26 protein-coding genes and 1 pseudogene are annotated in these 26590 nt (G+C 61.0%); 10 read left to right on the forward strand and 17 right to left on the reverse strand.

The genetic code is table 11. From position 1 onward, the window contains the following. Positions 1 to 417: 417 nt before the first annotated feature. The 6 genes from FHU13_RS24275 to FHU13_RS24300 all read right to left on the reverse strand — a co-directional run bounded on the left by FHU13_RS24275 (position 418) and on the right by FHU13_RS24300 (position 4280). Entirely contained in the window at positions 418 to 627 is a 210-nt protein-coding gene (locus FHU13_RS24275; RefSeq protein ID WP_183438404.1) for a cold-shock protein, read from the reverse strand. Positions 628 to 1444: 817 nt separating this feature from the next. Continuing rightward, entirely contained in the window at positions 1445 to 1642 is a 198-nt protein-coding gene (locus FHU13_RS24280; RefSeq protein WP_183438405.1) for a hypothetical protein, read from the reverse strand. 668 nt (positions 1643 to 2310) lie between these two features. After that, the gene (locus FHU13_RS24285; RefSeq protein ID WP_183438406.1) at positions 2311 to 2514 is read right to left on the reverse strand and encodes a hypothetical protein; all 204 of its coding nucleotides are present in this window, start codon (positions 2512 to 2514) and stop codon (positions 2311 to 2313) included. A 579-nt stretch (positions 2515 to 3093) separates the two neighbouring features. Next, complete coding sequence (locus tag FHU13_RS24290; RefSeq protein WP_183438407.1) at positions 3094 to 3297, reverse strand: hypothetical protein; 204 nt, start codon at positions 3295 to 3297, stop codon at positions 3094 to 3096. A gap of 53 nt (positions 3298 to 3350) precedes the next feature. Continuing rightward, the gene (locus tag FHU13_RS24295; protein ID WP_183438442.1) at positions 3351 to 3719 is read right to left on the reverse strand and encodes a septal ring lytic transglycosylase RlpA family protein; all 369 of its coding nucleotides are present in this window, start codon (positions 3717 to 3719) and stop codon (positions 3351 to 3353) included. A gap of 261 nt (positions 3720 to 3980) precedes the next feature. After that, positions 3981 to 4280, reverse strand: coding sequence for a hypothetical protein (locus FHU13_RS24300; protein ID WP_183438408.1), 300 nt, complete (start codon positions 4278 to 4280; stop codon positions 3981 to 3983). 419 nt (positions 4281 to 4699) lie between these two features. Between FHU13_RS24300 and FHU13_RS24305 the strand changes: the two genes are divergently transcribed. Together FHU13_RS24305 and FHU13_RS24310 are read left to right on the forward strand one after the other, a co-directional pair. After that, a complete protein-coding gene (locus tag FHU13_RS24305) occupies positions 4700 to 5104 on the forward strand; it encodes a cupin domain-containing protein (protein WP_183438409.1) in 405 nt (134 codons plus the stop codon). Positions 5105 to 5827: 723 nt separating this feature from the next. After that, positions 5828 to 8083 (forward strand): EAL domain-containing protein, encoded by a 2256-nt coding sequence (locus tag FHU13_RS24310; protein WP_312889641.1) that lies wholly within the window; start codon positions 5828 to 5830, stop codon positions 8081 to 8083. 6 nt (positions 8084 to 8089) lie between these two features. On the opposite strand, the gene FHU13_RS24315 is transcribed toward FHU13_RS24310, so the two are convergent. Then, positions 8090 to 9565, reverse strand: a complete 1476-nt coding sequence (locus tag FHU13_RS24315; protein WP_312889642.1) for a thioesterase family protein — start codon at positions 9563 to 9565, stop codon at positions 8090 to 8092. Positions 9566 to 10336: 771 nt separating this feature from the next. Here FHU13_RS24315 and FHU13_RS24320 point away from each other — a divergent pair. After that, complete coding sequence (locus FHU13_RS24320; protein WP_183438412.1) at positions 10337 to 10522, forward strand: hypothetical protein; 186 nt, start codon at positions 10337 to 10339, stop codon at positions 10520 to 10522. Positions 10523 to 10946: 424 nt separating this feature from the next. Here FHU13_RS24320 and FHU13_RS24325 read toward each other — a convergent pair whose 3' ends face one another. The 4 genes from FHU13_RS24325 to FHU13_RS24340 all read right to left on the reverse strand — a co-directional run bounded on the left by FHU13_RS24325 (position 10947) and on the right by FHU13_RS24340 (position 13342). Further along, positions 10947 to 11198, reverse strand: a complete 252-nt coding sequence (locus FHU13_RS24325) for a hypothetical protein (RefSeq protein ID WP_183438413.1) — start codon at positions 11196 to 11198, stop codon at positions 10947 to 10949. 268 nt (positions 11199 to 11466) lie between these two features. After that, the gene (locus tag FHU13_RS24330; protein ID WP_183438414.1) at positions 11467 to 11763 is read right to left on the reverse strand and encodes a hypothetical protein; all 297 of its coding nucleotides are present in this window, start codon (positions 11761 to 11763) and stop codon (positions 11467 to 11469) included. A 117-nt stretch (positions 11764 to 11880) separates the two neighbouring features. Beyond that, a complete protein-coding gene (locus tag FHU13_RS24335; protein WP_183438415.1) occupies positions 11881 to 12825 on the reverse strand; it encodes a YsnF/AvaK domain-containing protein in 945 nt (314 codons plus the stop codon). Next, on the reverse strand, positions 12794 to 13342 hold the full coding sequence (locus FHU13_RS24340) for a DUF2382 domain-containing protein (RefSeq protein WP_183438416.1): 549 nt from the start codon (positions 13340 to 13342) through the stop codon (positions 12794 to 12796). Before FHU13_RS24340 ends, FHU13_RS24335 begins: the two co-directional genes overlap by 32 nt. Before the next feature lie 817 nt (positions 13343 to 14159). Between FHU13_RS24340 and FHU13_RS24345 the strand changes: the two genes are divergently transcribed. Continuing rightward, positions 14160 to 14477, forward strand: coding sequence for a hypothetical protein (locus FHU13_RS24345; protein ID WP_183438417.1), 318 nt, complete (start codon positions 14160 to 14162; stop codon positions 14475 to 14477). 1421 nt (positions 14478 to 15898) lie between these two features. Here FHU13_RS24345 and FHU13_RS24350 read toward each other — a convergent pair. After that, on the reverse strand, positions 15899 to 16129 hold the full coding sequence (locus tag FHU13_RS24350; protein WP_183438418.1) for a hypothetical protein: 231 nt from the start codon (positions 16127 to 16129) through the stop codon (positions 15899 to 15901). A 241-nt stretch (positions 16130 to 16370) separates the two neighbouring features. Between FHU13_RS24350 and FHU13_RS24355 the strand changes: the two genes are divergently transcribed. Further along, positions 16371 to 16730 (forward strand): ATPase inhibitor subunit zeta, encoded by a 360-nt coding sequence (locus tag FHU13_RS24355; RefSeq protein WP_183438419.1) that lies wholly within the window; start codon positions 16371 to 16373, stop codon positions 16728 to 16730. Between the two features lie 150 nt (positions 16731 to 16880). Here the strand turns inward: FHU13_RS24355 and FHU13_RS24360 are convergent, their stop codons facing one another. From FHU13_RS24360 to FHU13_RS24370, 3 genes and pseudogenes are all read right to left on the reverse strand, one after another. Then, positions 16881 to 17768 (reverse strand): alpha/beta hydrolase, encoded by an 888-nt coding sequence (locus FHU13_RS24360; RefSeq protein WP_183438420.1) that lies wholly within the window; start codon positions 17766 to 17768, stop codon positions 16881 to 16883. Between the two features lie 74 nt (positions 17769 to 17842). Next, complete coding sequence (locus FHU13_RS24365) at positions 17843 to 18163, reverse strand: hypothetical protein (protein ID WP_183438421.1); 321 nt, start codon at positions 18161 to 18163, stop codon at positions 17843 to 17845. A gap of 323 nt (positions 18164 to 18486) precedes the next feature. Next, a pseudogene (locus tag FHU13_RS24370) lies at positions 18487 to 18867 on the reverse strand (heme NO-binding domain-containing protein); the annotation flags it as partial. Between the two features lie 760 nt (positions 18868 to 19627). Between FHU13_RS24370 and FHU13_RS28470 the strand changes: the two are divergent. Continuing rightward, a complete protein-coding gene (locus FHU13_RS28470) occupies positions 19628 to 20764 on the forward strand; it encodes a GGDEF domain-containing protein (RefSeq protein ID WP_183438422.1) in 1137 nt (378 codons plus the stop codon). Between the two features lie 1517 nt (positions 20765 to 22281). Beyond that, complete coding sequence (locus FHU13_RS24380; protein ID WP_183438423.1) at positions 22282 to 22497, forward strand: hypothetical protein; 216 nt, start codon at positions 22282 to 22284, stop codon at positions 22495 to 22497. A 53-nt stretch (positions 22498 to 22550) separates the two neighbouring features. Here FHU13_RS24380 and FHU13_RS24385 read toward each other — a convergent pair whose 3' ends face one another. Beyond that, positions 22551 to 22766, reverse strand: coding sequence for a hypothetical protein (locus FHU13_RS24385; RefSeq protein ID WP_183438424.1), 216 nt, complete (start codon positions 22764 to 22766; stop codon positions 22551 to 22553). 250 nt (positions 22767 to 23016) lie between these two features. Between FHU13_RS24385 and FHU13_RS24390 the strand changes: the two genes are divergently transcribed. Then, entirely contained in the window at positions 23017 to 23319 is a 303-nt protein-coding gene (locus FHU13_RS24390; RefSeq protein ID WP_183438425.1) for a hypothetical protein, read from the forward strand. A 1054-nt stretch (positions 23320 to 24373) separates the two neighbouring features. On the opposite strand, the gene FHU13_RS24395 is transcribed toward FHU13_RS24390, so the two are convergent. Continuing rightward, the gene (locus FHU13_RS24395; protein WP_183438426.1) at positions 24374 to 24862 is read right to left on the reverse strand and encodes a response regulator; all 489 of its coding nucleotides are present in this window, start codon (positions 24860 to 24862) and stop codon (positions 24374 to 24376) included. A gap of 427 nt (positions 24863 to 25289) precedes the next feature. On the opposite strand from FHU13_RS24395, the gene FHU13_RS24400 reads away from it, so the two are divergent. Together FHU13_RS24400 and FHU13_RS24405 are read left to right on the forward strand one after the other, a co-directional pair. Next, complete coding sequence (locus FHU13_RS24400; RefSeq protein ID WP_312889643.1) at positions 25290 to 25703, forward strand: recombinase family protein; 414 nt, start codon at positions 25290 to 25292, stop codon at positions 25701 to 25703. Positions 25704 to 26272: 569 nt separating this feature from the next. Beyond that, positions 26273 to 26446 carry a hypothetical protein gene (locus FHU13_RS24405; RefSeq protein WP_183438427.1) on the forward strand — a complete coding sequence of 58 codons (174 nt, stop codon included), beginning with the start codon at positions 26273 to 26275 and terminating at the stop codon, positions 26444 to 26446. Positions 26447 to 26590: the final 144 nt, after the last annotated feature.

Below are 26590 nucleotides of genomic sequence, written 5' to 3' on the forward strand. Positions count from 1 at the left end.
GCCGCCCTCAGGCGCGATTATGCTTCCGCTTCGCTCTTGCCTTCGGCACCAAGGCCGCCTCAGCGGCAGCTTCCGTTTGGGCAGCCTCTTTCGCGAGCCGCAGTGTCTTTAGGCGAGCCGTCTTTTCATCACGTGCCTGAAGTTCCTCGCCGTGATGCGTCCAGGCGTCCGCGCTCTCCTGAGCCCAGCGCTTCTTCCGGTCTGCCAAGGGCTCTAGGAGGACTGGGATATATCCTGAAAAGTCGGCCATGGAAGCGTCCTGCTTCGCGTTACGAAGATTTGGATGCCGCTGCATTGTACTTGCCGCCTGACGGAGCAAATCTATGCTGCGGAATGGCCCTGCTTCTGCAGGGCAAAAACAGATGAAGCCGCCCCTAAGGAGCGGCTTCGAACTCGTCGGTGGCTGACGAGTAAAGCTCAGGCGGCCTGGAGGCTGCCGGCAGACTGCTTTCCGGAGCGGCGGTCAGTTTCCATCTCGTAAGAGACCTTCTGCCCCTCAATTAGGTTGCGCATTCCAGCGCGCTCAACGGCGGAGATATGGACGAACACGTCCTTGCCGCCGTCGTCAGGCTGGATAAAGCCAAAACCTTTGGTGTCGTTAAACCACTTTACGGTACCAATGCTCATAGGAAGTCCTTTATCTTCGTGGAAGATTTCGTTCGCGGGGCGCCTTATTGCGCTCGCCGCTCAGCCGAGCGCGTCTAGAACGATCTTGCGCAGCTCTTCGCGGGAGAGGCCGCAGGAATGCGGCTTCCAAGTGGGTTTAGCTGTCGCGAGCGTCGTAGCAGCTTGCGGGTATAGCTCTGCCGTGGCGAGCTTTGGTTCAGAGATGATGTGCATATTGATCCGCAGGCCATTCCGGCCGAAGCCATGAGATGGCGCATATGTTTAGGATCGTTGCGTGCCAGGGCAGGCAACGTGGCGCTGCAGCTGATGCAGCGATCAAACTTTGATTTTACCGGGAAACCGGACTCGGCGCTCGATCAGGAGCAAGAGAGCGGGCCGAAGACATCTAATCCGATAGAGCCCTTATATCGAAAGAGGGCGGCAGCTTCAAGCGGCAACTGAACGATTGAAGAATTTATTGGTGTCCTTGCTGTTATGGCTTTGCCCGCTCAAACGGAAGATCGTGATGAATATCAGTGCGATAGGGGGCGTATGCGGCGTGTTTTCGAGAATGCCGCTGAGTAGAGCGTGTGCGGCAGCTCGAAGCCGTGTGCACCGTCTTGGGCAAGCCCCAGAGTGGCGTGAGGCAGCACTGACGCGTGCCAGACGGCGTCAGGCTCTAAGTCCACCACCTTGTTGAGCACAGAGATGGCGGCCCTGCCCTGAAGCCGTCCTAGGCGCACTGCCCGAAGCACCCCAGCGAGAAGACGGCTCGGGCTCGGGCAGTGGGGACGTCAGACCGCTTGGCGGCTGATATCACTGTTAGATCAGCAGGGTTTTACCGGCTTCCATACCCGGTCACGTTCCGGTCGATGGCGTTCATCGCATTCTCGAAAGCTTTAGCCTCACTGGTAAACGTGCGGTCCGACCGCTCGGTCAGCTTGCCATGCTTCCTGAGAGCCCAACCAAACTGGCCTTCCGGCTTCTTCAGCGGCTCAACTGCGATGGAATAGGGGTGCGGTACATCGTTTGTCATGCCGACTCTATACCACGTCGGTCCTGCAGAAGCCAGTGCAGCCCTCCTCAGCCCCAGGGAGGCCAAAGCCGGTGCGGCCAGGAGCGGCTACCGCAAAGGGTCGCATTCGCAGATTCTTCGTGGTGGGCGTTCTCGAGGGCTACGGTGTAAGTCCGGGTGCTGGACCGGGGAGATAAAGCCGCTGTTTACCCCGTTGCCAATCCATCGAACCCAAACCCGGATCGAGCCTATATCTGGGCGCCGATCAGGAGCCATTGAATGCCTAATGATGCGAGGTCTCCGGCCTCGGACACCCTCGCCCATATCCCGCCGGGAGACTTCGTTGCTCGCTGGCGGGTTCTCGTAGGCGAACCTCCTGCCATTATGCTGGAGAGCCGATCCGCGATGATCCGCCTGCTGGTTGAGAGCACGCCATCCGCCCCATTTCGCCTCGATGGGCAAGCTCTGGGTCTACCGCAAGATGACCAGATCGAGGGCTGAAAAGAGAACGGCCACGGGGGCCGGAACGAAGGTGCGCGTACATCCGGCGTCACCCTAATCCCGGCATCGTGGCCGTGTCCGATCAAGCGACAGGATCGCGATCGGCATGTTCCTGAGATGGGAAGTGTATAGTTAACAATCAATGAGCAGGGCCGCCGCCCGATCTGCCGGAGTCACCCTCGGCGTACTCACTCGTCCTTCATCTCGATGATTGTCGCCTGGTAGCCGCGCAGGACCGTCAGAGCGTCTATCTCCTGCCACAGTGCCGCCTCGGCCTCGGCCGTATCGAAACCTGCCTCCGCGAGGGACAGCAGCGTCACAATCCGCGCCGCGACCTCCGTCTCCCTCTCCTGGATCACGCGCTTCAGCTCGGCGAACTCATCGTCCGTCATCGCTCTGCCTCATCGGGCCTGCCCCGGATACACCACACCATCATCCGAGGTCAGGAGGTGCCCCTGCAGCCTCTCGCCTCGTCGGCCCGGTGTTGTCCCTTGCAGCCAGATGCGTGAAGCCGCCAGCGTTCCCGCTCGCCTGCCAGAGCGCCACGGCCTTCTGGCTTGGGTCAACGCTGGGTAAACGCCCGCATTTGCGAGACGGGTCCATGGGACGCGGCGGATCCTGTGTCATTCGGCTGCCCACGCTCTCCATCGTGACCGCGCCGACAGCACGCGATCCTGGCTGGGTATGGGGGAGCAGGCGAATGTGTACAGCTCGCACATTCGGGACGGATCGCGGCCGGGCCGGCCACTCCCATCCCGCCTTCGCAAGCCTGCTTCCTCCCGCACGATCCCAAGGCGCGAATGACAACAGCCGCAAGCTTCAGGCTTCTGACGTGTCGGCCGGGGAAAGTAGCCTTGGACGGCTGCGGGGGTGGGCAATCAGAACGTCGAGCATCGGCTTGGCCGCGGTCGCCTGATCCTCTTGGCCGCGGGCAAGCCGAGCTGGTCCCTCGAACTGCCATTGCAGTAGGCTCAGGGTCCCTGGATCGAAAGCGCGCGTATTTTGATGTCATCCAGAGCGACTTCGTTGCCGTCCGATGTGGAGGCGCGAACGACGTAGCCGCCAGCCTGAAGCTCTGCGACCTTCTCCCAAGCGTCTGAGGCGGTCTCGACTTGGTAACTGATGGCTGGCGTTTCCTTGTTCGCGAGGTTCGCCCCGCCGATGATGTAGCCCATAACGCACTCCTGCTTGCCGCACCTGCGGCCGGTCACGCCGTTCACCAATGCGCCTACACGCGCGTGAGGCTGACCTTTGCAACTCCCGAAACGCCGATGGCGCGGGCAGAGGCTTTGGACAGGTCGATCACCCGGTCGCCCACAAACGGGCCCCGGTCGTTGATGCGCACCACCACGGAGCGTCCGTTGCTCTTGTTGGTGACCCGAACCTGGGCTCCGAAGGGCAGCGTCCGGTGGGCAGCCGTCAGCGCATGTGTGTTGAAGCGCTCGCCGTTGGCGGTGAGCCGCCCGTGAAAGCCCGGACCGTACCAAGAGGCGGCACCGGACTGCCCCGCCGCCTTCGGCGCGGCTTCGGCACCAGAAATCGTGAAGGAGCTTAAGACAGCCAAGCCAAGGACAGCAAAGCGAGCGCCCAAAATCATTTCCGCTTTCTCATTATTACTGATCGAGCGGCAAAATATCTTTGAATGTGACCACACTAAGGTGCGGTGCAATATGGCAGTTGAGCCACAACCTGATCACAAATTTGGCAGAGGGATTTTTTGCCTCAATTGGTCGGATGCTTCACCGGACAACGATTGCTCGTCTCGACCGGCGTCGCGTGCTCGTGTGGGCGCGAACTCGGAATGTCAGCCCATGTCCATGCATGCTCCAGCTTCATCGTGAGCCGTTGAAGCATGCATTTATGAATTGTAAGCAACAAAACATATCATGCTAGAGCTGCGTTCGCGAGCCAGCGTCTGCGCTTCCTCATCGCTTGCTGACGCGCTATTGGAACTAGCCTGCTGGATCTCGTAGGCGTCGTACTGCGCAGCATCGCTGTCGGCATTGACGTAGCCAAAGCTGCGTGTGGGACGGCCAGCATGTCGATCGATCAGACAAACTGCGTCTGCAGGTGAAGCCACATCACCTGCCGCGCCGAACCGAACCGTGTCGCCATAGACGCGACCTGTGGCTCTTTCGATCACGATGAAGCGCGCCATGCAGAGCCTCCCTTTCCAGATCCTGCGCCAGGGATGATCGGCTTCATACAAGGCAGTGAGCACGGTGAGGCCGGCCGGAACGTGCTGGCGATCGCTGCGGAGGTTCTGAAGGGCGCATCGCGGCAGCGAGAACCCTGCTATCGATGGGGCAAACCGGTCTCGCAGCTGCGGCCTCGATCTCGGTGCGCACTTTTAAACGAATGGAGGCCAGCGAAGACCCAGCGGCAGGAATGGCTAACAACGTGCGTGCAGCGATCGCTGTACTTGAAGCAGCAGGCATCGAGTTCATCTCCGAAACCGAAGACAGGGCAGGAGTCCGCCTCCGGAATCGCACCGACGGCACTCGGGAAGAGCACTTGGGAACGAGTTTCGCGCCTACTGCTGCCGTGGCATTCTCTGACCAAACCCGGAGGATCAGAATGCTACGACGTGCGACACTCCATACTGCTGGCTGTGCCCTTGCTCTCGCGACGGTATTCCTCGTACCGGCCTGCTTTGCGCAGGAGGTGAAGCGGACCGAACTCGGACGCTCGCCGGTCTCCGGCGTAGAGGGCAAGGAGATCGTCGTTCAGCTCGTCGAGATCCCGCCAGGCGCCACGTCGCGGCGTCACTTCCACAATGGCGAGGAAGCATTCTACGTGGTCGAGGGCGGTACGGCGCAGTTGCCGGGCAAAGAGCCGAAGGAGCGCCCCGCAGGCGAGCACGGCATCAACCAGCGCGAGGTGCCGCATGCCGGCTACACCGTCGTCGGCGACAAGCCACTCAAGATCCTGTCGGTGTACGTCGTTGATACCGGCAAGCCGCTACAGGTGCCGGTGCCTTAAGGCACACCGGGCATGGTCCCAGGGCGGCAGACACTCACTCGTACATACCGCGGGGTCTCTCCCTTGAGACGGCCGCTCGATACCTCCGTATCCCCACCGGACTATTCGACAAATTGCTTCAGCAGAGGCAGTTGCCTGGCCCCCGGCCCCTAAACGGAACGGCTGTGTCGGATCGGAATCAGCTCGATCAGTCTCCGAAACTTTTCCGGCCGTCGAGGGCAGCGCAGTTTCAGGTTCGCGCGGCCTAACAGACGGAGATTGCCATCGCATCAGCGTACCAGCGCGTCAGTATGCCGTTCAAGTTCTGGCGCGCGGACAGATCCGCCGGTGATAGTCGGCCATCCACATAGGCAAACGACGCGGCACCGATGATGAGTGCGGGCGCTATATGGCAGCCGGCTGGATCGGTGCTATCGCGAGGCCACTGTGATAGCTCGCCTTTTCACGCTCGAAACGCTCACGAAATGAAACGCAAAAGAGTACAAATCGATCAATTCAATCATCTCAAATGCCTAGCAGCGCGTTTACGGCGCTTTAAACCAAGAAATGCATTGTGCGATGAAAGGGCCGAGCCGGTGTGGGTTCGAAAGGTAAAAAACTTAGATCTAATATCGTATGCTTTCCCATGGGGTATCTGTGTCACGTGAGATGCTTATTTCCTTCCTGATCGATACTAATCGTGGATACGACGCTCTCGATGCAAACTTGAGGGCGCGCGTACGTGTGGAGCAGCTCGACGTTGCTCTCCGTCTCATTCCTTTCACTGTCCTCGTCAGCCTCAGCGTCGTCCAAGTCATCGTCTACCTGTTCTGGAATTCTGCCAATAGCACCTACCTGGCCGCGCTTGAGGCGGCCATTCTGCCGCTGACGATCGTTGTACTCCAACAGTGCTGGCTCTGGCGTTCGCGCCCTAAGCCGCGCGAAGTAACCGTATCGTTCATCCGTCGCGCCGTCTTGGTCGCATATGCGTATGGCTGTCTCCTGGCTTCGATCCCGATCATGCTGTTTGCAGGAGCAAATCCGGACGGACGCCTCCTTATTGCCGCAAGCTGTGCAGGGCTCATCGCAACAGGCATGAGCGCAGCCGTGCTGCCACGAGTTGCCATCAGCTTTTCCAGCCTCATCATCGCTGGATCTTTCTTCGGGTTAGCGACAACGGGAGAGCGCTTTTACACGTACGTCGCTATCCTTCTTGCGTTCTATGCAGCCTTTATCTGCTTCACAATCCTGCACTTCAGCCGCCTTTTGAAGATGCGTGTCATTGCGCAGATTGACCTAGAGCGTCAGCAGGAATTCACTAATCTACTGCTCAATGAATTCGAGGAGAATGCCAGCGACTGGCTCTGGGAAACAAACGCTGAGCTTCGCCTTCAGCATGTTTCGCCAAGGTTGGCCGAGGTCGCCCGTTCATCGGAGCGGCAGCTTCACGGTTTGCCTCTGGAACAACTGCTGCTGCCCGCTGTCGCTCCGCCCGCTGGGCATCCGAGCACCGTTCTTTGGAACTGCATCGCGGAACGCCGCACATTCCGCAATCTCATCCTCCCGCTCAACATCGCGGGTGAACAGCGCACTTGGGAGTTGAGTGGAAAGCCGACCTTCACCAACGGTGTCAGCTTTTCAGGGTATCGTGGTGTCGGGTCCGATGTAACGGAGAAGCGGCGCTCAGAGGAGCGCTTGTCATATCTTGCGCTGCATGATCCGCTGACAGACCTCCCGAACCGGGTCCAGTTTCAGCAGCTTCTGGAAGCCGCGCGCGAGCAGCTCGAAGCGGGCGAGCGATTTGCGGTGCTTGCGCTGGATCTCGACGAATTCAAGAGCGTGAACGACACGTTCGGGCATGCAGCTGGCGACGGGCTTTTAAGGGCTGTTGCCGAACGTTTGCGGCGCTTTGCGTCCCCCGATGTACAGCTCGCCCGCCTTGCAGGGGACGAGTTCGCTGTTCTAGCGATCGGGTCAGCGGCGCGGGATCGCCACGCGATCGCACTGCTCGCGAGCGACATCGTCGCGGCGATCGCCTCGCCTTTTACCATCAGCGGCATTCGGGTCAGCGTAGGTGTCAGTATTGGCATTGCTATCGCCCCCCAAGACGGCTGTGTGGAGATCATGCGGCGAGCCGATCTCGCACTTTACCGAACGAAGGGCGAGGGACGGAACGGATACCGCTTTTACGAAGCCGAGATGGACGAGCGGATCGAGGCACGACGTGCGTTGTCCACAGAGCTGCGGGGCGCCCTCGAGCGGAACGAGTTCCTCCTCTACTTTCAACCCATCGTGACGCGAGAGGGCCGTATCCGAGGCTTCGAAGCTCTCGTGCGCTGGATGCATCCAAAACGCGGCTTCGTCTCGCCCGCGGAATTCATCCCGCTGGCCGAAGAAACAGGCGTTATCATACCATTAGGAGAGTGGATCCTGCAGCAGGCCTGCGCGACCGCAGCGGGATGGCCTAACGGCATCAGCGTCGCCGTCAACCTGTCACCGATCCAGTTCCGCCACTCCGATCTGCCGCTTCTGGTGAGTTCCGCGCTGCAGGAGAGCGGCTTGGCCGCCTCGCGGCTGGAGCTGGAAGTCACAGAGTCAGTGTTTCTTGAGGCAACTCCAGCCATCAAAACAGCACTCGCCAAACTCCGCGATTTGGGCGTGCGGCTTTCCCTCGACGATTTCGGAACTGGCTATTCTAGCTTGAGCTATCTCCGCCGACTTGCCTTCGACAAGATCAAGATCGACCAGTGTTTCGTCAGAGACCTTCCGCACGAGCAAAGCGGCGCAGCAATCGTCCGCGCGATCATTGATCTCGCGACAAGCCTCAAGATGACGGTGGTTGCTGAAGGCGTCGACACCGAGGCGCAACGCCGGTTCCTTCTGAGCCTGGGCTGCCACGAGCTTCAAGGCTACCTGTTCAGCAGACCCGTACCTGCCGAGGAGGCCCATGCCCTAGCGAACCAAAAAGGACTTCGGCGGGAGACAATTCATGCCGCGTGAGGAAGCTTAGACGCTGAGGCTGGTGGCTCCCAATGGGCTCGGCACGGATGAGGCCGCGTGCGGGGAGCTCTTGGGCCAATAGGGAAGAAAGCCCTCGATGATGGTCCGCGGGATGTCCAGCGGGCGATACTGTACCGTATCTACGAACATCAGCGACTGCTCCCCTCGACCGAGCAGCCCATTGAGTCCGCTATGGATTTCATGTGCCAGCGTCACGAACTTTCGGTTGTGGCTGGCGATGCGGATACGAACTGTGATGGGCTCGAACTCGGCGGCCTCTCGCCGGAAATCATGCTGGAACGATTTCGTCAGCACATAGAATTCAGTCGACTTCAAGTCGAAATCGGGCATGCAAGTGTTGAAGAACAGCTCTCTCGCCTTCCCGACCCAGCGGACGTAATTCGCGAAATAGACGTTTCCGACAGAATTGGTGTCGTCATAGGTCGGCGTCAAATTCAAAACGAACCACTGTCCGTCGAAGCCGTGTGAGGCGACCGCCTCATCTCGGGCCACGGATACCACCACGGTCTTCGCAGTGGGCTCGTCTGCCGGTGCCGGCACGGGTGTCGCCGGCTTACCACCCAATCCGAGCAGATCTGCCATCATCGGCAGTGCACCGATGAGCCCTATAAGCGGCGCTATGGCCAAGTACGCCCAGTTTGGCTCGATGTAGCCGCTCAGGAAAACGAGACAGGAGGCCAGACCGATCATGTAGCTGAGGACCGGGTCGTAGCGCCGGGACGCTCCGAGTGTCTCGCAGACGAGGCAGGCTGCCCCTCCGACGAGGATCGTCGCGAAGGGCACCATCAGGTACATCAGCGACAGATTGAGTTGGTTCGCAACAACCGCAGTAGTGAAAGCCGCAAGCAGGATCCAGATCGGAGATGACACCAGAGACGCCGGCACGAAGGCGAGGAGCGGTGAGTTGCTGCGCGTTGTAATGGCCGTCATGAGCCAGCGAGTCGCGCAGTAGAAGCTGTCGATCGTGGTCGCAGCCGCCACGGCCGTCCAGATCAGAAACGCAACCGTCACGCCGGCAAGAGGATTTCGCGCGGTTGCCTGCGCCACTGCGGCATACGCTCCGGGCAAGCCATCGAACGACAGGACTGGTTCACCAAGGCCCGCCGCGGAAGCGAGCAGAGCATTGATCGTTAGCAGGCCGACAAAGATGATCGCGCCGGACGCATAGGCCATCCGGACGGAAGCGCCCGCGCGTTGGATCTCGACCGCGCGTTGCCACTGCTGCACGTCCATCCACGGGCCGAGCAGAAAGCCTACGAGCGAGGGAAGCGCCAGACCGTAGAATCGCTCGTCAAAGGACGACAGCGGAACTCCTGGACTGCTGAAATCGCTCGCCAGCCTGACCAGCGCCACGATGCCCGCGCACACACCGACGATCAAGGCAACGCCATGCAGGACCTTGATGCTTCGAAGCGGGATCGCATGTCCAATGGAGCACGCCACAAGGACGAGCGCGATCACGCCAAACACAGTATCTCGCCCAAACACAGGCGTCCAAGCGTATGTGGCAAATCCGAAGATTGTGATTGCAACTGCTAGGAACTGGCAAGCGAGGAACAGGACGGCGTAGGGCCCCTGAATAGTGGCCATGATTTTGTCTGGACTTCGTCCCGGTGCTCCGAGGACCCAACCAAACAGACCGAGTCCAGCAGCGTTCGGCAAGGCAAAGGCAAGAAAGCCGAGCCATCCGTATGTCAGGGTAACATGGATTGCATAGAAGAAGCCGAGCCCCCAAAACCATGACAGAGCGATCGTTGGCGCCCAAGTCGCTGAGCGAAGGAACTGAGACGACATTTTGTCTTACGAGCCCGTGATGCGTACCCGAACCTAGCGAACGGAATCGGCTGCGGGAATATGAAAACGTCAGGAGAGGCCTTGGAAAGATCCGAGCCCTGTTGCAACGCCCGGCCGATCCACGCCGCACCTTCTGGCTGTGAATCATTTTCCCGCCTGAGGTAAGTCCAAAGCGACCAGGTTCACTCCATCCTGTCACGTTCAGGCCTTTGCTGTCACGCAGCCGCTCGCTGCGGGCCACGGCAGCCTAGCGCTCTTCAATCGAGCTAAGCCTCAGTTAAATCTCGATAATCTGCATTCTAGGAAGCTTCGTCCTGCTCTGGTCGAAATAGAGGTGAAAGAGTGAAGCTGCGGCTATATCGTATCACGTTGCGTGCCGAGAGCCGACCTGCCGGAACGGTCGCTTCACTCGGCGCTCCGGCTTGGCAGAGGGGTTCCATGAACCCGGAAGCTGGCGACCTGAAAAACAAGAAGAGGACACGACTGGCAGGTTGGCCGAAGCCATCGCCGGAGATCGTCCAGCTCGTGCGCTCTCTCGCGACCGACGACGTGCGCCGCGGTCATGCGTCCGCGACTGAAATACTGCGTCGCCAGAGGAGAGCCAACGATGGTGGCACCAGCTGACGCCATGCCCATCGAGGCCCTAGCTGGATACAGCGCGCTTCTGCCCGACGAGGCGGCAGAACGGGTCCGGGCTTACCAGCGGGACAGCAAGGCTGAAGCGACGGTCCGGGCTCATTCCGTCGGATTGGCGAGAGTTTCAGGCCTGGTGCGGCCGTACTGGCGTCTCATCCACGCCCGCGAGCCCGGATGCGGGAGCCGCCTTCCTCGTCGCGGAAGCGGAGGCCTGGCGCTCAGCCTCGACCATCGGACGGCTCTGCGCCGCAATCCGATATGCACACAAGCTCGCTCAGCAGCCAGGCCCCACCGACGACGAGGAGGTGAGGACTACGATTAAAGGCATCCGGCGACTGATTGGCGTGGCTCCGAAGCAGAAGGCTGCCGCCACGGCCGAGACCAGCTCGGAAAGTGACCGGGTTGCGCAAGCTCATGTCGTACGATCCCGAAGCTGATCGAAGAGCTGCATCAGTTCCTCGTCGTAGTCGTCCATCTCATCGCCAACGGGCAGGGCAAATTCCTCTACGGCCCCGTCCGCCTTGCGGATGATGCACCACGCCGCCATTCCGGGCTCCGGTGGGACCGGCCACGCCTGGAACTCAGCGGGTGACTGACGGCGCAGGCGGAACTCCCGATCCGGGTTGTTGTGGAACCACTGGCTGTCGAGTTCGGTGGGGAACATCGCGGCTCCTCAGGCTAAGGGCGGGTTGGTAACCGCGAACTCGATCATTTCGTCATCAGGCGCGGCTGGCCGATCGGTCGGCGGCACGATTCTCATGGTTGGGTGCCCTGCCCTACGCTCCGATCCGGAATGCGCCATCAGCGTGAAGCTCGGGTGTACCGTGACGGCGTCTCTGCGAACCAGTGTGACCGCATCCAAAAGAGGCCCACCTGCTTCATTTTCGATGAAACAACCGGCGCGCCGCTCGACGTCCAAAATACATTCTGAATTACATGCTTGATGCTCCCAGCGTGTGGATCAGCGTGAGCTTGGGTCGTCTACGACCTGTCAGAAACGTCACCTCTGCCCATGCTTTATCGCTCCGGACGACGTGAACCCGGTAGCCCATCTGCGTGGCAAGGGTTCGAGCCTGTTCAAGGGAGGCACTGGAGAGCTGCAGCGTGAACTCGCCGCGTCCGCTGGCAAGGTTCACGGCCAGGATACCGATCTCAACGCCCTCGTTGAACTCTCCGTCCCGCCCAGGGAAGCGAAGACGTAGGCCATCCTCGACATGAATAAAGCGCATTGCGGCACAGCCTCGAAAGGCTGCATCGCAACGCATTTATGCTTAAGAAAGTCCTAGCATCTCATAAGTAGGGCGCAGGATGCTCAGGTGCTGTGGGATCTCCGCCGCAACGATTGCTCAGCGCCTGTCGGTTGTCGATCCACCGGTGCCGGTACGTGTGACATTCCCACGCTCATCCTCCACCTCGACCTCAGTTCGCCGCACCTTGTCGGTGACAGTCTCGGTGCGCTGGGCAGCATCCTTGCGCAAACCCACCTCCTCAACGACTCTGGCATCCTTCGATACCACTGCCTCCTCGACGCGCTCGGTCGCTTCGATAGTCCTCTCCGCAAACAGCGCCTCATCGGCGGCGGTCACCGGACGATCAACCTTGTGCCGGTCGACGTGAACCGTCTCCTCGCGCAGGTTCACTTGCTCGTTCACCGGCGTCTCGACGGCATAGGAGCGCAGCCGTACACGGCCCTGCTCGGTCACCCGCTTGCCGACGTTCAAGCGCTCCTCGACAACGGGGATAGTGTCACGGCTGCCGACTTGCGCATCATGTGCGACGCCACCGGCACCGGAAGCTCCGCTAGCATAGGCACCTGCAGAACTGGCGCCGCCTGTGGCATGCAGACCGGTTGTGCCAGCGGACGTTCCGGTCGCCGGAATACCGCCGGCTGCCTCGGCACCGGTCGTACCTGCCGTGTAGCCGCTCCAGCCTTCCTGCCGCCAGGAGGACTCGCGCTCGTCGAGGTTGACCGCATTGGTCTGCTCAAGAATGTCGGCGACGTTGCGGATCTTGCCGTCTTCGGCAGAGACCGTCAGCATCGTGCCGCCGCGGTTCAGCCCTTCGCTGTAGGAGTAACGGTCCTCTTCCGGCATGAAGAGGTCCTTGAGCGAGTTCCAAAAGCCGCCTTCGTCACGGGTATGATCGTAAGCTCCGGTGCCCTGAGCGGCGCTCCCTTCCCGCCCTTGGACGAGGCGGATTGAGGCTTCGGGTACGCCGGCCGCTACGAGTTTGCTGCGTGCGTTCTGAGCATCCTGCACGTTATCGTACAGAGCCGTAATCGTCTGCGTCATGGTGTGTCTCCTCCGTAGGTGTAGTGGGATCAGCCCCCTGCGGGCCAAAGCGTTCGATCACCGCGCGCTGCTTGTGCAGGGTGACGGGAACCTCGACGTCCTGGTTCGTGCTCGTCTCGCGGATATGCACCTCCTCCTTGAGGATCAGGCGCTTCTCGACGACGAGAACCTCCTCAAGGATCGGGATGATGGTGACGTTGCCTTCGGTGCGCGTCTGAGGGACAGGCTCGCCCTCTTGGATGATGCGGTCGATGGGCAACCGGCTGACGCCAACGACGTTGCCGTGCAGCGACTCACGCAGTACATTTTTGATCGTTTCGGTTTTTGTGCTGACGCGGATGCGGCCTACTTCGCGTAAGTGCTTCTCAATGTGAGCAGTTTCCTCAACGACGGGAAGAACAAGCTCCTCCACTGATCGAAGCTCGGAAGCAGCTAAATCTTCTTCTGTGCCATGAGTTTGTGACACCGGCCGCTCGAAAGCGCTTGCGTCACCTGCCACAGCAGGTTTTTTGCTCATTCCAAGTCGCCCTGTTCTTCAGCAGGAGAACGGACCACGACGTGAGGCAGTTCCGGGAAATGTTAAAACCAGTCACATCTGGGAAGCGTACCTCGACGATCCGCGCTTCCGCGGCGCCTGCCGGCGCGCTGCGGAGTCGTGAGAAGGCGATCATGCGGCCTAGGTCATCGAGCGCTTGAACGAGACGGCCGCGTAAGAAGGGGATCCCCCGACCAGCGACGAGTTCATCAGGCAGCTTGCGGCACGCAAGCGGACCCGCACCCGATGTTGGAGGCCGGATTGGTGAGCCAGAGTGCGAGGTTGTTCGACAGCCCAGTCATTGCATTCCTCGGCTTTGCCGTTGTGCTCGGCATTTCGCGGTGGGATCACTGGAGCGAGTAGAGCCCTCCGCAAGACCGGTAGAGGCGCAGAGGGCGAGGCGGGCTGAATTGACGCCAGCGGGCAAGTCCGTGTGGGAGGATAGCGAGAGATGGAGCAAGGTACCCCTGAACACGATCGGACGGCTCGGATGATCGCTGAGAATGTCTGCTCCGCCTATATGCGCCAAGCGTCGGGCGAGCTGCATCCGCAAGCGGAACAGACACTCCTAACTCGGCTTGTGAAGGCGATCCGGCCCGAGGTCCCTGGCGGTACACCACGCGACATCATCGATGCAGCCAATGAGGCTCTGGACGCATGGGAGCAGCAGAGCGGCGGAGTCCGCGGTCCACGCGTCAGTGTTCTCGATCGTGCCGACGGTTCGGTGGGAATGGAGGCGACTGGCGCCTCATAAGGGCAGAAGCGAACAGCGACCACCGAAGACCAGGAGCGAGCCGACATGGCAGGCGCCGGCGCAAAGCCCGAGAAGATTGGCGAGCTGTCGCGCTTGGCAACTTTGGCTGCCGAGCGCATTCTCGAGGCGCAAATCACCGACCGTCCACTAACTCGGGAGCTATTCACCGCTCTCGTTCACGCTGCTCAGCTCCTCGAAGATCACAATGTACCCTGGCCGCCGCTGGTAGAGCAGGTTCTGTACGAGGCCGGCAGGCGCTTCAGCGAAGCTGATGCTGCGGGTGAGGCAACGGATCCGAAGCCTGAAGGTGTCGGCTTGACCACGGGCTTTATGCGGTTTCTCGGCAACTTACGACGCCCGTAGCGCAGAATGTGCCCTGCTGCACGGTTCTGAGAGTTCGGCACTCCACCGCGCCTCTAGAAGCTCCGCCGATATGAAGGCTCATAACGCCTAGTCCGCGAAGGTCAGTTCTCAGTGGCGAAGCAGCCTGTTGCCCTGCCTGGCTGAATGCTACCTCCCACCCTCAGCGGTAGTTCAGCTGCTTAGCCATGGGGGCCGAAACGATCGTTCGGGTGACGGCGCGGGCAGCCGCATAAGGCCGCTACCGGATGGCAGCCATGCTCAGGACCGGCTCCGTTCACCCGAGGGCATACAGCGACCTGATCGACGGGCCGCATGTAGCTGCTCAGGGAAGGGTTGCCTTTGTCGTAGGATCAGGACCTCGTGAGAAACTTCGCCGGACCAGGGCAGTTTCCACTCATGCGCTGAGCGCCTGGAGTGTGCTGTGGTCACCATCACCATCACGATCGGACTGCCCACTGGGGTCAGGCTTCTGGCGGCCCATACTGAACGCAAGGCTGCCAACTATGCCGAGGCAGTTGTCTACGCCATACCGCGCGAGGCTTTGCCGGTGCCTCTCTCCGTATCCTGCGCCGATCCCGCTGTCCGCAATCGGCTGACCACGTACCTCCTGGATCTTCAGAACGAATGCCTGCGCGCACCTGCGCCAAACCGGAACGCGTCTGGGGCCTTGGGCTAACTGAGGGGCTCCCTATGCTGCTTCAATCCCGCCTGCTTATCAGAACATGCCATTGATGAACGCTAAGCCGAATACGCCTCCGTCGTCGGCGACCCCGGTGGCCAACCAAGGACCGATCCTGGATGCCCGCACCCGCCTTCGGCTTGGGCTGCAGCTTCAGGCACTCTACGAACCAGTGCTGGACGAGGTGCTTGACCCACGCTTAGCTGAGCTGCTGCAGCAGCTGGAGAGCGATCGGGATCAGAAGCAAGTGAGGCGGCCAGCGCTGCCATTTCATGACTAAGCTGTGGGCGTCGAGCATGGTTTCGAGATCTCGATGCCGATCACGGCTGCACTGAGCGCGCTGGGCGCGGAAATGCTCGCCGCTTGAATGGGCGTGGTGATCAGCCCAGGGCCGCCACGACCCTCACCGTGGTTCATTTACCGCTGTCGGTGCGCCCGCTCAGGATGACATCAGACCGAGGCCGTTCGCCGCCGCCACAGGCTGTGCAGTGCGCGGAAGGGAAGGAGCGGCAATTTGAGCAGAACACGCAGAAGGAGCACGGCCAGAACGGCAAAGACCGCAACCAGGGAATTGACCATCGCGTCTACTCTCTATGATCGGGACTGATCCGTCGATGACAACGGGCTGCCCCTCGCGCGATGAGGCGCCACAAACCCGGCGAGACTGTGAAGGCAGGCGAGCTGCGCATCTTCGCCATTGTCGCACCAGACCGTCGAGCGGCCGTACTGCGTTGCAACAGGTTTAATCCAGGTCCGGTTCGACGGTGATGGCGGCGAAGTACGCAGCTAGGCGCTTTGCCGCTTCGAAATCCTCGCACTCAATGTTTACCTGCGCGGGCCAGACCCGCTCCTCCTGTCGGAGCTGGTGCAGGATGCGCTCAGCCGTATCGGCGGCCTCGGCTTCCGTGTTTCCAGCAACTCGGCACTCGTACCGTTTGCCGGAGATGATGATGGTAAAGGGTGCGGATCGCATGGCCTCAACATGGTCGGCGATCGCCGCTTTCGCGCTGTGACAGAACGCCCACTCTCAGGGCTCCGCACCGCAACCCGAGTCCGGCTAATCACGCCGTCGTGGCACGGCCATGATGGGGGTTTGCCAACATCTCAATGGCCACCTTGGCAGCAAAGACGATTTCTCTTGGTTTTCGCCGCCACTAGTCGCATGTTGAAATCTTCGCACGCTCGCATCCGCCGACCTGCCGTGGAGGGAGAAGATGCTCAGATCTTTCGAGGAGAGAGAACGCGCCGAAGAGCTTCTATATGTGATCGGCGAGGAACGACGCTTTCTGAACCGCCGCGCTGGCGCCCAAGCGCTGGCCGATTTCGCGATCCGAAAGCTTGGCTGTGATGGTCAGACCAGCCGCGCCTACGCTGACGTGCTGATCGATGCGATGGTCCATGGCGCGACCAACGAGGCCCTGCTTGAGCGTGTGCGTACCGATCTGGCAGCCAACCTAGCAGACTTCAGCCTCGAAGAACTAAGAGCCGTGATGCTGGGCGGCAGCGATCCCGCTCTCAAATCCCGGCCGGCCTTCACGCCGCGCTCGCCAGTCCGCACTTTTTCGCGCTTGTAGCACAACGACGGCAGTGATCGCGCTCGCTGCCGATTCCGACAAAGATGCACTTCGCCGGACCTCGGCAGCTGCTGTGAGGAGGACGGTCTCTGCCCCTTCCTCACAATCTTCATGAGCGCGTCGCTCTGAGGCTGGCTTTGTGCCGTCCCATCAGGTGCTGGTACATGTCGCGCGTCGCCGGTCGGCAACATAGGCATAGGCAATACGTGAGAACTCCGGCGTCCGGAGATAACCGTAGGACTTGTGGTGGTTCGCCTCCCCGTTGGGACGCCGGTAAAGGTTCACGACGCGGCGGTCGGTCATGCGCACGCCGAAGTCGCTCATCCCGTAATCCGCGCTCACTGCACCCATGATGGCCACGACATCTTTGCCGTCGGCAAGGTTCGTCCAGGCCGAGACGTTGTTGGGCACCCGTAGAGCGCCGTGCTCCGCCTCGAACTTGAGCTTGACCTTGGCGAGGCTCAAGGGCGCGGCGGCCGTGACGAGATGATCGACCCGCAGCGAGGGTTCCTCGTGCTCCAGCAGTCGCAGCACATCGTAGGCGATGACTGAGCCCATCGAGTGCGCGACGAGGAGGATACGATGGTCTCTGAACGCCCGAAGGCGCTCGATCAGCCGCGCTCGGACCTGCCGGGCGAAATGCTGCTCGGCGTGGTAGTGCCAAAGATCGTCGAAGCGATGTTCCAGGATGAGGTCGTCCACGAGAGTGACCCCTGTGGCCTCCTCGACTTTGTCGATGCCCGCATATACCGGTGCCAGTATGTCCTTGGCAGTCGTTGCGGGTGCCTCCTCCCCTCCCGGCAGAGGTCCCACCCCTTCGTAGGGCAGGAATGGCTCGCGGTTGAGATCCTCCGACAAGGGGGCGTCATAGCGGAGATCGGCCCAGTACACGAACTCGAAGGCAGGCGCCGGGTCGGCTAGCCCCATGTTGCGCGTCAGGCCCTCGACGATGGCAGCCTTCCACCAGCGCGTCTTCTCATCGACGGGCGGCTTATTGGCCAAGCCGTGAATGCCGATGATGACGCAAGGCCGTTCCATGTCTGCGAGGCTGTTCTGGCATCGTGCGGCCTATGCCAGCGGACGAGGGCCGCCGACGAAGGCCACGGCGAACTTCAGTGACGGCGAAGGAGGCTGAACAGTGCAAAGCCTGCCAATCCTGCAAGGCCGAGCGCAAGCAGACGATTGTCTTGGAAGGCGGCAGCCGCCTGACCTCCTGTTTCATGTAGAGAGTGCACGACGGGCGAACGAGCAAGAAGGCGCTCTGCGCGATCTCGGTGCTCGTCGCGGACATGGATTAGAACCTCGAAGTTGTTCCCTTGCCGGTCAATGTCGATGCTGTTGCGAGCAAAGCCCGCGCTGACGAGCCGTTGCTTGGCTGAGCGAGCCGCACTGAGCGAAGGAAACATCGCTGTGGCAAGACTGGTATCGGGCATCTAGTTTCTCCGTGTGAGGAGCCAAACGCCGTCGACTGCGTAAGGGTTCGATGCAGTTTTTTGGTTTCTGAGCAGGAACGAAGTCGAAGCTGCGAAGGCGATTGCCATCGAGCCCGTGCTACCGCGCGACCTCCAGTCGTTCAGGCTGCGACGGCTGGGGAGCCCGTTGCGGGGCTTCAGTTCTTCGCAAAACCGGAGGGTTGAACCCGAGCTTCGTCCGCAGCAATCTATCTGCAACAGCGCGTCATCCGTTGCTGGTAGTGGCACCTATACTCAGTACAAGCCAAGTGATCTGCGATGCGAAAATCAGCCGATCCGAGACCTCAGCCCTGTTGCTCGCTGATCCGGCGCGGACCCCTGAGAACAGCAGCCGCCCCCTTGATGACCCCGACGGCCAAGGCGGAAAGAGGCGTGCAGCTGTAGTAGCCCGTCACGAGTTGCCGATCGGAGCGGCTCCCTGAAAGGAATGAAGGCAGCTCTGCGTCGGGATAAAGTTTGCGAACTTCCGTTTCGTGGAAGTCGACTATCCCCTCCAGGATGTCGAAAAGCCCGCGCTGCTGAGTGAAATGATGTGGGGCATAGTTGACCCAACGATTGAAGCAGTGCGTGCCAAAGCCATCTAAGATGTCACGCAAAGGCCTGCCGGACGCATGGTTAAGCGCGGTGAGTAGGGCGACGGCCTCTTGAAAGGGATAGCTGCCGACACTTGTGTCGGCTCCGCATGCGGCAAATGCGCGGCCTCAATGATGTTGTCCACCATATCGGCTCCGTGCTGAGGTTCGACGTGGCGGAACAATTCGGTAAACACCAAGCCCTTCATGGCGTGCATTCGTGGCTATTTATGCGTCTGTGCGCGTGATTCTGTTAATGCTGGGTAAGTTCGGGGCAGTCGCTACAAACTGCCCCATCGGAAATTTCTATCTTGAGGTCGGTTTTCTCATCGTCGCAGACACAATCAGCCTCAGGGCTGCACGTCGAAGCGGCTTGTGCGGCCACCCATGAGGCTGGGGCCGCACAGGTGGCCACACTCAATGATGCGGACAGGTACGTACTATCGCCGTGTGCCGACCTGCTGATGCAGGCCAGCGGCCGCGCGATGATGTGCCGGCGTTGGGTGTCAGGCCGGGGTCCTGTCGCGCGCCTCCTATCGCCCGGTCGGTGCTGTGATGTCGGCCAGTTGCGGCCGTCGACCTCACCCTGGCCTCGTGGGGAACTTGCCCGTAGAGCCTGGAAGTGGCGAGGGGGCGCCGCATCAACGGGCACCTGAGCCCTGGAACTCGGCGGCTTCGTCATCGGTAGCCGCAGACGGCCGTTTGGAGGACGGTTGCGGCTTGGCCTTTAACCAGGGCGCAAGCCTTACCATGCGCTGGTAGTCCCATGGCGTTCGCCCCTACCGTCCCGCCGCCACCAGCATGGCGCCTCACTGCCTGGCTAACCACTTCGCCAGGGCAGGTTCCTCCCGACGTGGTCAACGTCCTTCGCGGGCGCCTCGTCGTCGGAACCGCGCCGCTGATCGTAGCCGCCGTTGTGGGCTCCGCGTTGGCTAGCCTCGCCGTCCTGCGCGTCCCCACACCAGCCATGCTCGCTTGGTTCTGCGCCGACCTGGCACTCACCCTCGTGCGCCTCGCATCCATGCTGGTGATGAGGCGCTCCCTCCGCAGCCCAGCTGAACAATTAGGCGGGCAGATCCCGCTCACGGACCTGTACGTGCTCAGCTCCATGCTGTGGTGCACCCAGATCGGCTGTGGGGTCGGGCTCTGCATGGCTTCGGCCGACGCGGTGCTGGTTCCGTTCGCCTGTCTTGCCACGACGGGACTGGTGGGCGGGTTAGCGGCCCGCAATCCTGGCGCACCTCGCATGACCTTGGTCCAGATGATCAGCGTGGTCTTGCCCTTCACGACCGGCGCGATCTTGAGCGGCCAGCCTTGGTTCCTAGCCCTCTGCGTACTGGCCCCGCTCTACCTTGTGGCGGTTGCAGCTGTGAACCTAAGGCTGCACTCAGACTACGTGGCGCTGCTGAGCGCAGAGCGGGCGCTGCGCCACCAAGCGCTCCACTGCGGGCTAACGGGGCTGCCCAACCGAACCTTCTTCAATCAGGCTCTGACAGCCGCACTTATGCGTGGGGAGAATGAAGAGAGTGCGGTGGCCCTGCTCTACCTCGACCTGGACGGTTTCAAGACCGTGAACGACACCTACGGTCATGCGGTGGGCGACGTCCTCTTGAAACAGGTCGCAAGCCGCCTGCGCGACGTGGTGATGACCACAGACGTAGTCGCCCGTCTCGGTGGCGACGAGTTTGCCGTGTTGCTGACCGGGCAGCGAGCCGCATCTGCGGAGATGATGGCGGCCGCTATCATCTCGGCTGTGAGGCTACCGTACGACGTAAGCCAAGGCACACTTGTTCGGATCGGAGTAAGCGTCGGGATCTCAGAACGCCGTTCTCACATCTCCGACAGCCACGCGCTGCTCGTCAATGCGGATCGCGCCCTGTACATCGCCAAAAAGCAGGGCAAGGGCACCTTCCATCGATCAAGCGTTGTCAGGGATGATGGTGGCAGCACGACGAAGGCCATGGCAGGACAGGAAGCTGTCGGGCGATAAGAATTTACACGATCGACTGGGACGAACTGGCTGTCGTGGCGCGCAGCATGGCGGTCTCGCTCGCGCTCTCAATTCCGGAAAGCGAGCACAAACCGACGCTGCTCGCTGCCACTGACGAGGCCGTACCTTTCTCCATCATTGTCCTGACGCAGACCCTCGGCTTCGTCGCCACGGTACGGTTGATGCTTCCGACGACCCGGCAAACCGGCAGCGCCGTCATGCCCCGCATCTTACAGTCCACAGCATCGAAAGCCCGCTCTACTGGTAGGTTCCACTCAGGTGCCAGGCCGTCGTCGTCTAATTGCGTCCAGCTGCATCGGCCAGAGAATTCATCGGTCAGAAACGAGATGGCTCAATCAGCCACTGCATCACCCCGTTGGGTTCGGTTGAGGTGACCCGCTGCTTGCGCACCCGGATCTCGCTTCCGACAGCATCCTCTTTCGCTCCAGCATACCGCTGCACGCCGGTTGGGGCCGCTTTCTGCTTCCGGGTAATGCCATCAGCTTGCTTGGGAACAACAACCTTTCTGACCGGATGATCGCCTAAAGAAGCTTGGGCATTTTGGTCAATTGAGTGTGCTGCAACTCTGAGATTCCCTGGTCTGCGGGGCGGTGCCGGCACAGTAAGCGCAGATGCTGATCTCATTATTTGACCCGTGCTAGCGCCGTACTCTTCGGCCGGAGTATCAGGTCGAAACACTAGATCCGGTGAGGCAACATGAGAAACGTGCTTCGACATAATGGGCTGAGTAGGATCGACCCAGCTACCGGAGCCTGGCTCACCTCCAGCGTTCGTGACGGGGGCAGATGAATCCAGGGCCGTTCTGCCCTGGGAAGCCGTAGTTTCCCCAAAGCCAATTGTAACGAAAGCTGCGGTCGTAGCTACTCCGGCCGCAAATGCCGCTGCAATCATAAGGCGTGACTTTGAGAAAGCAGGCATCTGCAGCCTTTATTTTGAGTTGAATGAGAGCTCGGCACTCAACACCTCGCGAAGAATTTCGGTTCCAGCCAAGGGCGGATGGAAGACGTCCAAAGCTGAGCAATATGAAAGAGCGGACTTCCAACGCAGCCTCTCCGAAGGTGGCCACGATTTTTTGAGCCGTGCTTCGGTGCTTCAAGTGCCCGAGACGGCTCGGCTGCCGCTGACGCCTGCGGATGCTCGGCGTCGGCGTCACCCAGCCGTTAATGTCTTAGGCGATGCTAGCACCTGTTCTTGCTCCGCAGCGTCATATCCCGCAATCCAATCTGCCCCGTACTGAGAGCCGTCTGGGTAAGGATTGAGTGTCATGGGCTGACCTGCGCCTTGCGCGGCATGACCCTCCAACCAGACCTTGTTCATGAGGCTGAAACGGCAGCTGGCCGAGAGGCCTTAGCGGCCGCGGAAAGCCGCCCTTCGAGCTCAACGCGAGCGCTACAAGCGCATCATGGAGCTGAGACCGGAGACTTGAGGCGGTGTATCTTGGCAGTGCGAGGAACCCTACGGGTAGGTGAGGCCTTCCCTCCACCAAAGGAGGCCTCATGACCAACCCGAAGACGTACGAAGAAGCCGTCGGCTCGGTACCGCCCGGTCGCCCGCTCGAAGAAGGCAGCAAGCCCGATGAGCAGCCAGATTTGGGACCGACTGGTCCGGCGTCGGTGGATGGCGAGAAGCCCGGTCCTCAGTCAGGTGGGTATGATCGGCAATCGCCGGATCATTCGACGGACAACGCCAAAGGCGGCTACGGCGCTGGCTGAGTCCGTGGGTGGGAGGGCATCATGGGCGCCCTCCCCTCATCAGATGCGCCGCTTCACATCCGGTGACGCATCGCCCGGTGATGGTGCCGGTGCATCATCCGCTTCCGCATCATGTGCCGGTGCATCATCCGCCCCTCGTGGTGGGACATGCGAACCTGTGTGACGTTGCTTTCTGCTTGCAGACCAGCGGCTGCGATCGGGGCTGCCGATGCGGTGCTGGCGGCGAAGCCTCCGAACAGGATCGCCAGCGCGAGCGTGGTCTTCTTCATCACCATCTCCTTGGGAGCCTAAGGCCGTCCTAGGCAGGTTGGATAGGTGACCGAATAAGGCCATGGTTCCCACCGGAGAGGAATTTTCTCTCGTAGCATCCGCCGGAGAGCGGGAGCCGAAACTGGCCTCGGTAAGGCAGTGAGGTGCCGGTCAACCTCCGCCCGCTCGAAGCTACCAGCACACTCGCGGCAGGCGCCGCTTCCACCGCTCTGCACGGCATAGAGTTTCGCTTCCCGCCCTATCTCGACGATGCCTGCTGATGACGGGGGTCGCCTCCACCACGGCCTGAGGAATCTCCGGGGCAACCTGTTCGGCGACCTCCTCGATCTGCTGAACGGCCACCTTCCGGGGCCTGCCCCGGCGGCGTGGGGCGTTGTCAGGCGCCTCAATAGGGCGCGAGACCCGACGAACGCGAGGAAGCTCCTCAGGTTCGATGGTGGGCTCCGGTTCAGGCTCCTGCACATCCGCAACGATGAGGCTGGGCAAGATACGACGGTGCTCCTGAACAGGCTCGACGGAAGGCTGAGGAACAATCTCGGCGGCCTCAAGTAAAGGCCACAGCGCCGTAGCTTCTGTTCGAGCCGTCCGCTTGTACGGCTCCCGTGGCTGCTTGGATGGGATGGAGACGTAGCGGGCTTGGCCGCTCGACTTGGCTTCGACGGTGAAAGGCCGCCGAACGCGGTTGCGCAACATACTGGTCCTGATGGTTAAAAGAGGTGCCTGTGCCGTGATCGAACGAAACAGCGTTCGTTAGCCGGCCGTGTGCATAGCGACTACTTCGACGGGAGTATGAATTCCAACAAAAATTTACAAGACCCCTCGACAATTGAACGAGGCCTTGTCTCCCTCCTTGGCCCCTTCGAGACGGGCGTGTGGTATCACGCCCGGTATCACGCAAAGGCCCGGAGGAGCCAGCATTTGAAAGGCGGGGCCGCCGTGTCCAGCAGCCCCAATCCCCAAGCTCAACGGCTCCCGCTCGACCCGGAGGATGAGCTTGTGCCATCACCCTTGAAGCCCGCTGCGTTGGGCGAGCCCTGCATGCGCCCGTCCTGCTTCATCTCTTGCCCTGGTGCGTGACTCGAAGCGCCCGGCCCTGTCGTCCCGGTGGTGTCTTTCTTGTCGAAGCCAGCAGCATTGGGAGAGCCCTGCATACGACCTTCGGACTTCCCTGAGTTGTCACCTGCCCACGCAGTGGTGCCCATCGCCAGCATGCTGGCAGCAACGATCAAGGCGGAGCTTCGCATCGCCATCTCCTGTCGAGTTTCCGCGCCGCCGTCTTTCGGGCGACCTCAAGTAACCTCGGGCGGATAACTGGGTTCGGCGGGGATAGCCCCCTTTGACCAAGGGGCCACTCAAGCGAGGCGTATTCCTACGCGGGGCGAGAGGGAGTTTCGCACGCTTTGCCGCTCAGGGGTTCTGTGTGGGCGAACGGAAGGCTGATGTGGGAGGCTGGTTGCAGCCAGGTAAGCGCCTCCGTGGCGAAATCCGCAAGAGTCTGCAATCGCTGTATTATGCCCTCATCGGGCTCCACCCAGCCTCACCAGTAGGCGCCGATTGCCGCCACCGGAATGGGCGCCCTGATCTGAAGCATGTGCATTTACGTCTGCTATGTCTTGTCCGGTTCGCTTGAAGGAGCAGCAACAGCTCCAACGCCATTGCTCAGTTCCACACCGGTGAGGGGCGGCACTCCAACCGGCAGCAGTGGAGCTGCTGAGGGCACTTCTGCAACCTCATCGAGGCCGGCCGTCGCCACACGGATCAGGTCCGCAAACTCGTACGGCTTCGTCAGCAGGTACGCCCCTAGCGGCAGTTCGTTCTGAAGGCCGGGCCCACCTCCGGAGGTGACGACGATGCCAACGGTTGGCCAGCGGTGACGAACGAGATGAGCTAGGGCGACACCACCGCCCACGATGCGCCTCCCGGTAATCAGCACGCGCACGTCAGCCGGTCCTTCGAGCACGACCAGGGCCTCAGCGGCGGTGCGGACCTCTATAGGTTGAAATCCGGCATCTGCCAGCATGTCGGCTGTAACCATACGGACAAGTTCGTCACCCTCTGCGATGAGAATGGCAACAGGTCTGTTATCAACGGACACTTGGTTTTCCTCTAAACCAATCTATATTTATCGTCAGAGCGAGGTCTGGGGGGCGCACCAGCTTGGCGGTGTAATTACCCTGTGGATCGCAGGGAATTAGCCACATTATGGCAGAGAGTGCCAAGTGCCTAATCTACTCTGACATCTCAGTTGTACTCGTCCCCGATCATCGGTGCCGTTCCAATAGGGCTTGGCCCAACAGAGTGTTCCATGGCGCTGCCGAAGTGGTTCCAAGGGAATGGCATTGTGACTCGGAACAACTGACGGTTCCATGGCTAAAAATCCAGTGGAACGGTTGGGCCGGGACGACACTCATGCTCCTTGTACGCCCTCACCTCGCCACGGGATGAAGATGCCAGCTTCAAGGTGCAGCTTCGCGACCTGAAGGCCCAGGGATGCGAGAAGCTGTTTCAGGAACAGGGCTCCTGTGGCCCTGCGAAAGCAACTCGAAGCGCTGCTGGAGTTCGACCGTCAGGGTGACACGCTCGGGGTCACGAAGCTGGACGGTCTGGCTCGCAGCGTGGCCCACCTTGGCAAGATCATCAAGATCCTGGAGATTAGGGGCGTGGCCCTCCGCATTCTGAACCTGGGCGTGGACACCTCGACTCCGACCGGCAAGCTGATGCTCAACGTTCTGGGCGGCGTGGCCCAGTTCGAGCGGGCGATGATGCTGGAGTGGCACCGTGATGGCATCGCCAGGGCCTGCGGGTGCCTACAACGGTCGCAAGTCGACCGTTCGGGCACGCTCCGAGGAGATCAAGGCACTTGCCGACAGGGCATCAGCATGACCACCATCGCAGCGAAGCTCGGGATCGGGAAGGGTCGGTGCATCGCGTGCTGAACCCAGCCGACCCTGCCGAGCAGGCACGTACAGGAAGGCGCGGCAGACCCGCTCTTCACGCCTTACGCCGCGCCTCACAGGGCCCCGGTCGAGATGGACGATGGTGCCGCACATGCGAGAACGGGCTCTGCGCGGATGGCACGCAGCCTCCCAGCCTATCATCGGCGCTGCGAATCACTCACAGTACCAACATCACCGGACGGACGACTCACGGGCTCCGGTGGCTGAGAGACAATGCGCTCCCGCCTACGTGCAGAAGGAGTAAGCATGTTCACTGGTCTCGCTGACGTTTTCACCCCTGATTCCGGCCCTCTTGCCTATCGTGCCATCCGTCTCAGCTCATCGGGTGGCGTCGAAGGAATTGAGCACATAACCGCTCATCACGATGAAGAAGCGATGGCGCTGACGTCTCGGATGGCGAATGGTTACGGTGTGGATCTCTGGGAGCGGAGTAGGTTTCTTGAGTCCTTCCCGTCCCTGAGCGTGAGAGCGCCGGGCGCCAGGGCTTGAGCCAAGTCGTCACGCGGCTGTGAGCACGCAATCTCGTCGAGAGAGCAGGTCGCTGGGCCATGCGTTCCGGTGCGACCACGCTCCCGAAGGCCAGCGAGCAGCGCGCCATGTCGAACGTGGAGATCGCTGCGCTGACCGTGAAGCAGGACCGTAACATGCTCACTGGCATTCACGGGATGCCGATCGAGCGGTACGGCGCAGGGGCTGCGGAGATTTCAGCGTATCCATCGTAACGTGCGGAACGGACAGGGCTGAACGCATTGCGAGCTGCCCTGCGACGAGACGATGGTCCTCCTGACCGGCTACTCGACCCCTCTCCGCGGGATTGTCGTGCGTTGCTGGCGACGCATCCGCGTTGGTCGCGTGGCCCTCTCAGC

It is taken from the genome of Methylobacterium sp. R2-1, from assembly GCF_014191355.1.
In the GTDB taxonomy this organism is placed as follows: domain Bacteria; phylum Pseudomonadota; class Alphaproteobacteria; order Rhizobiales; family Beijerinckiaceae; genus Methylobacterium.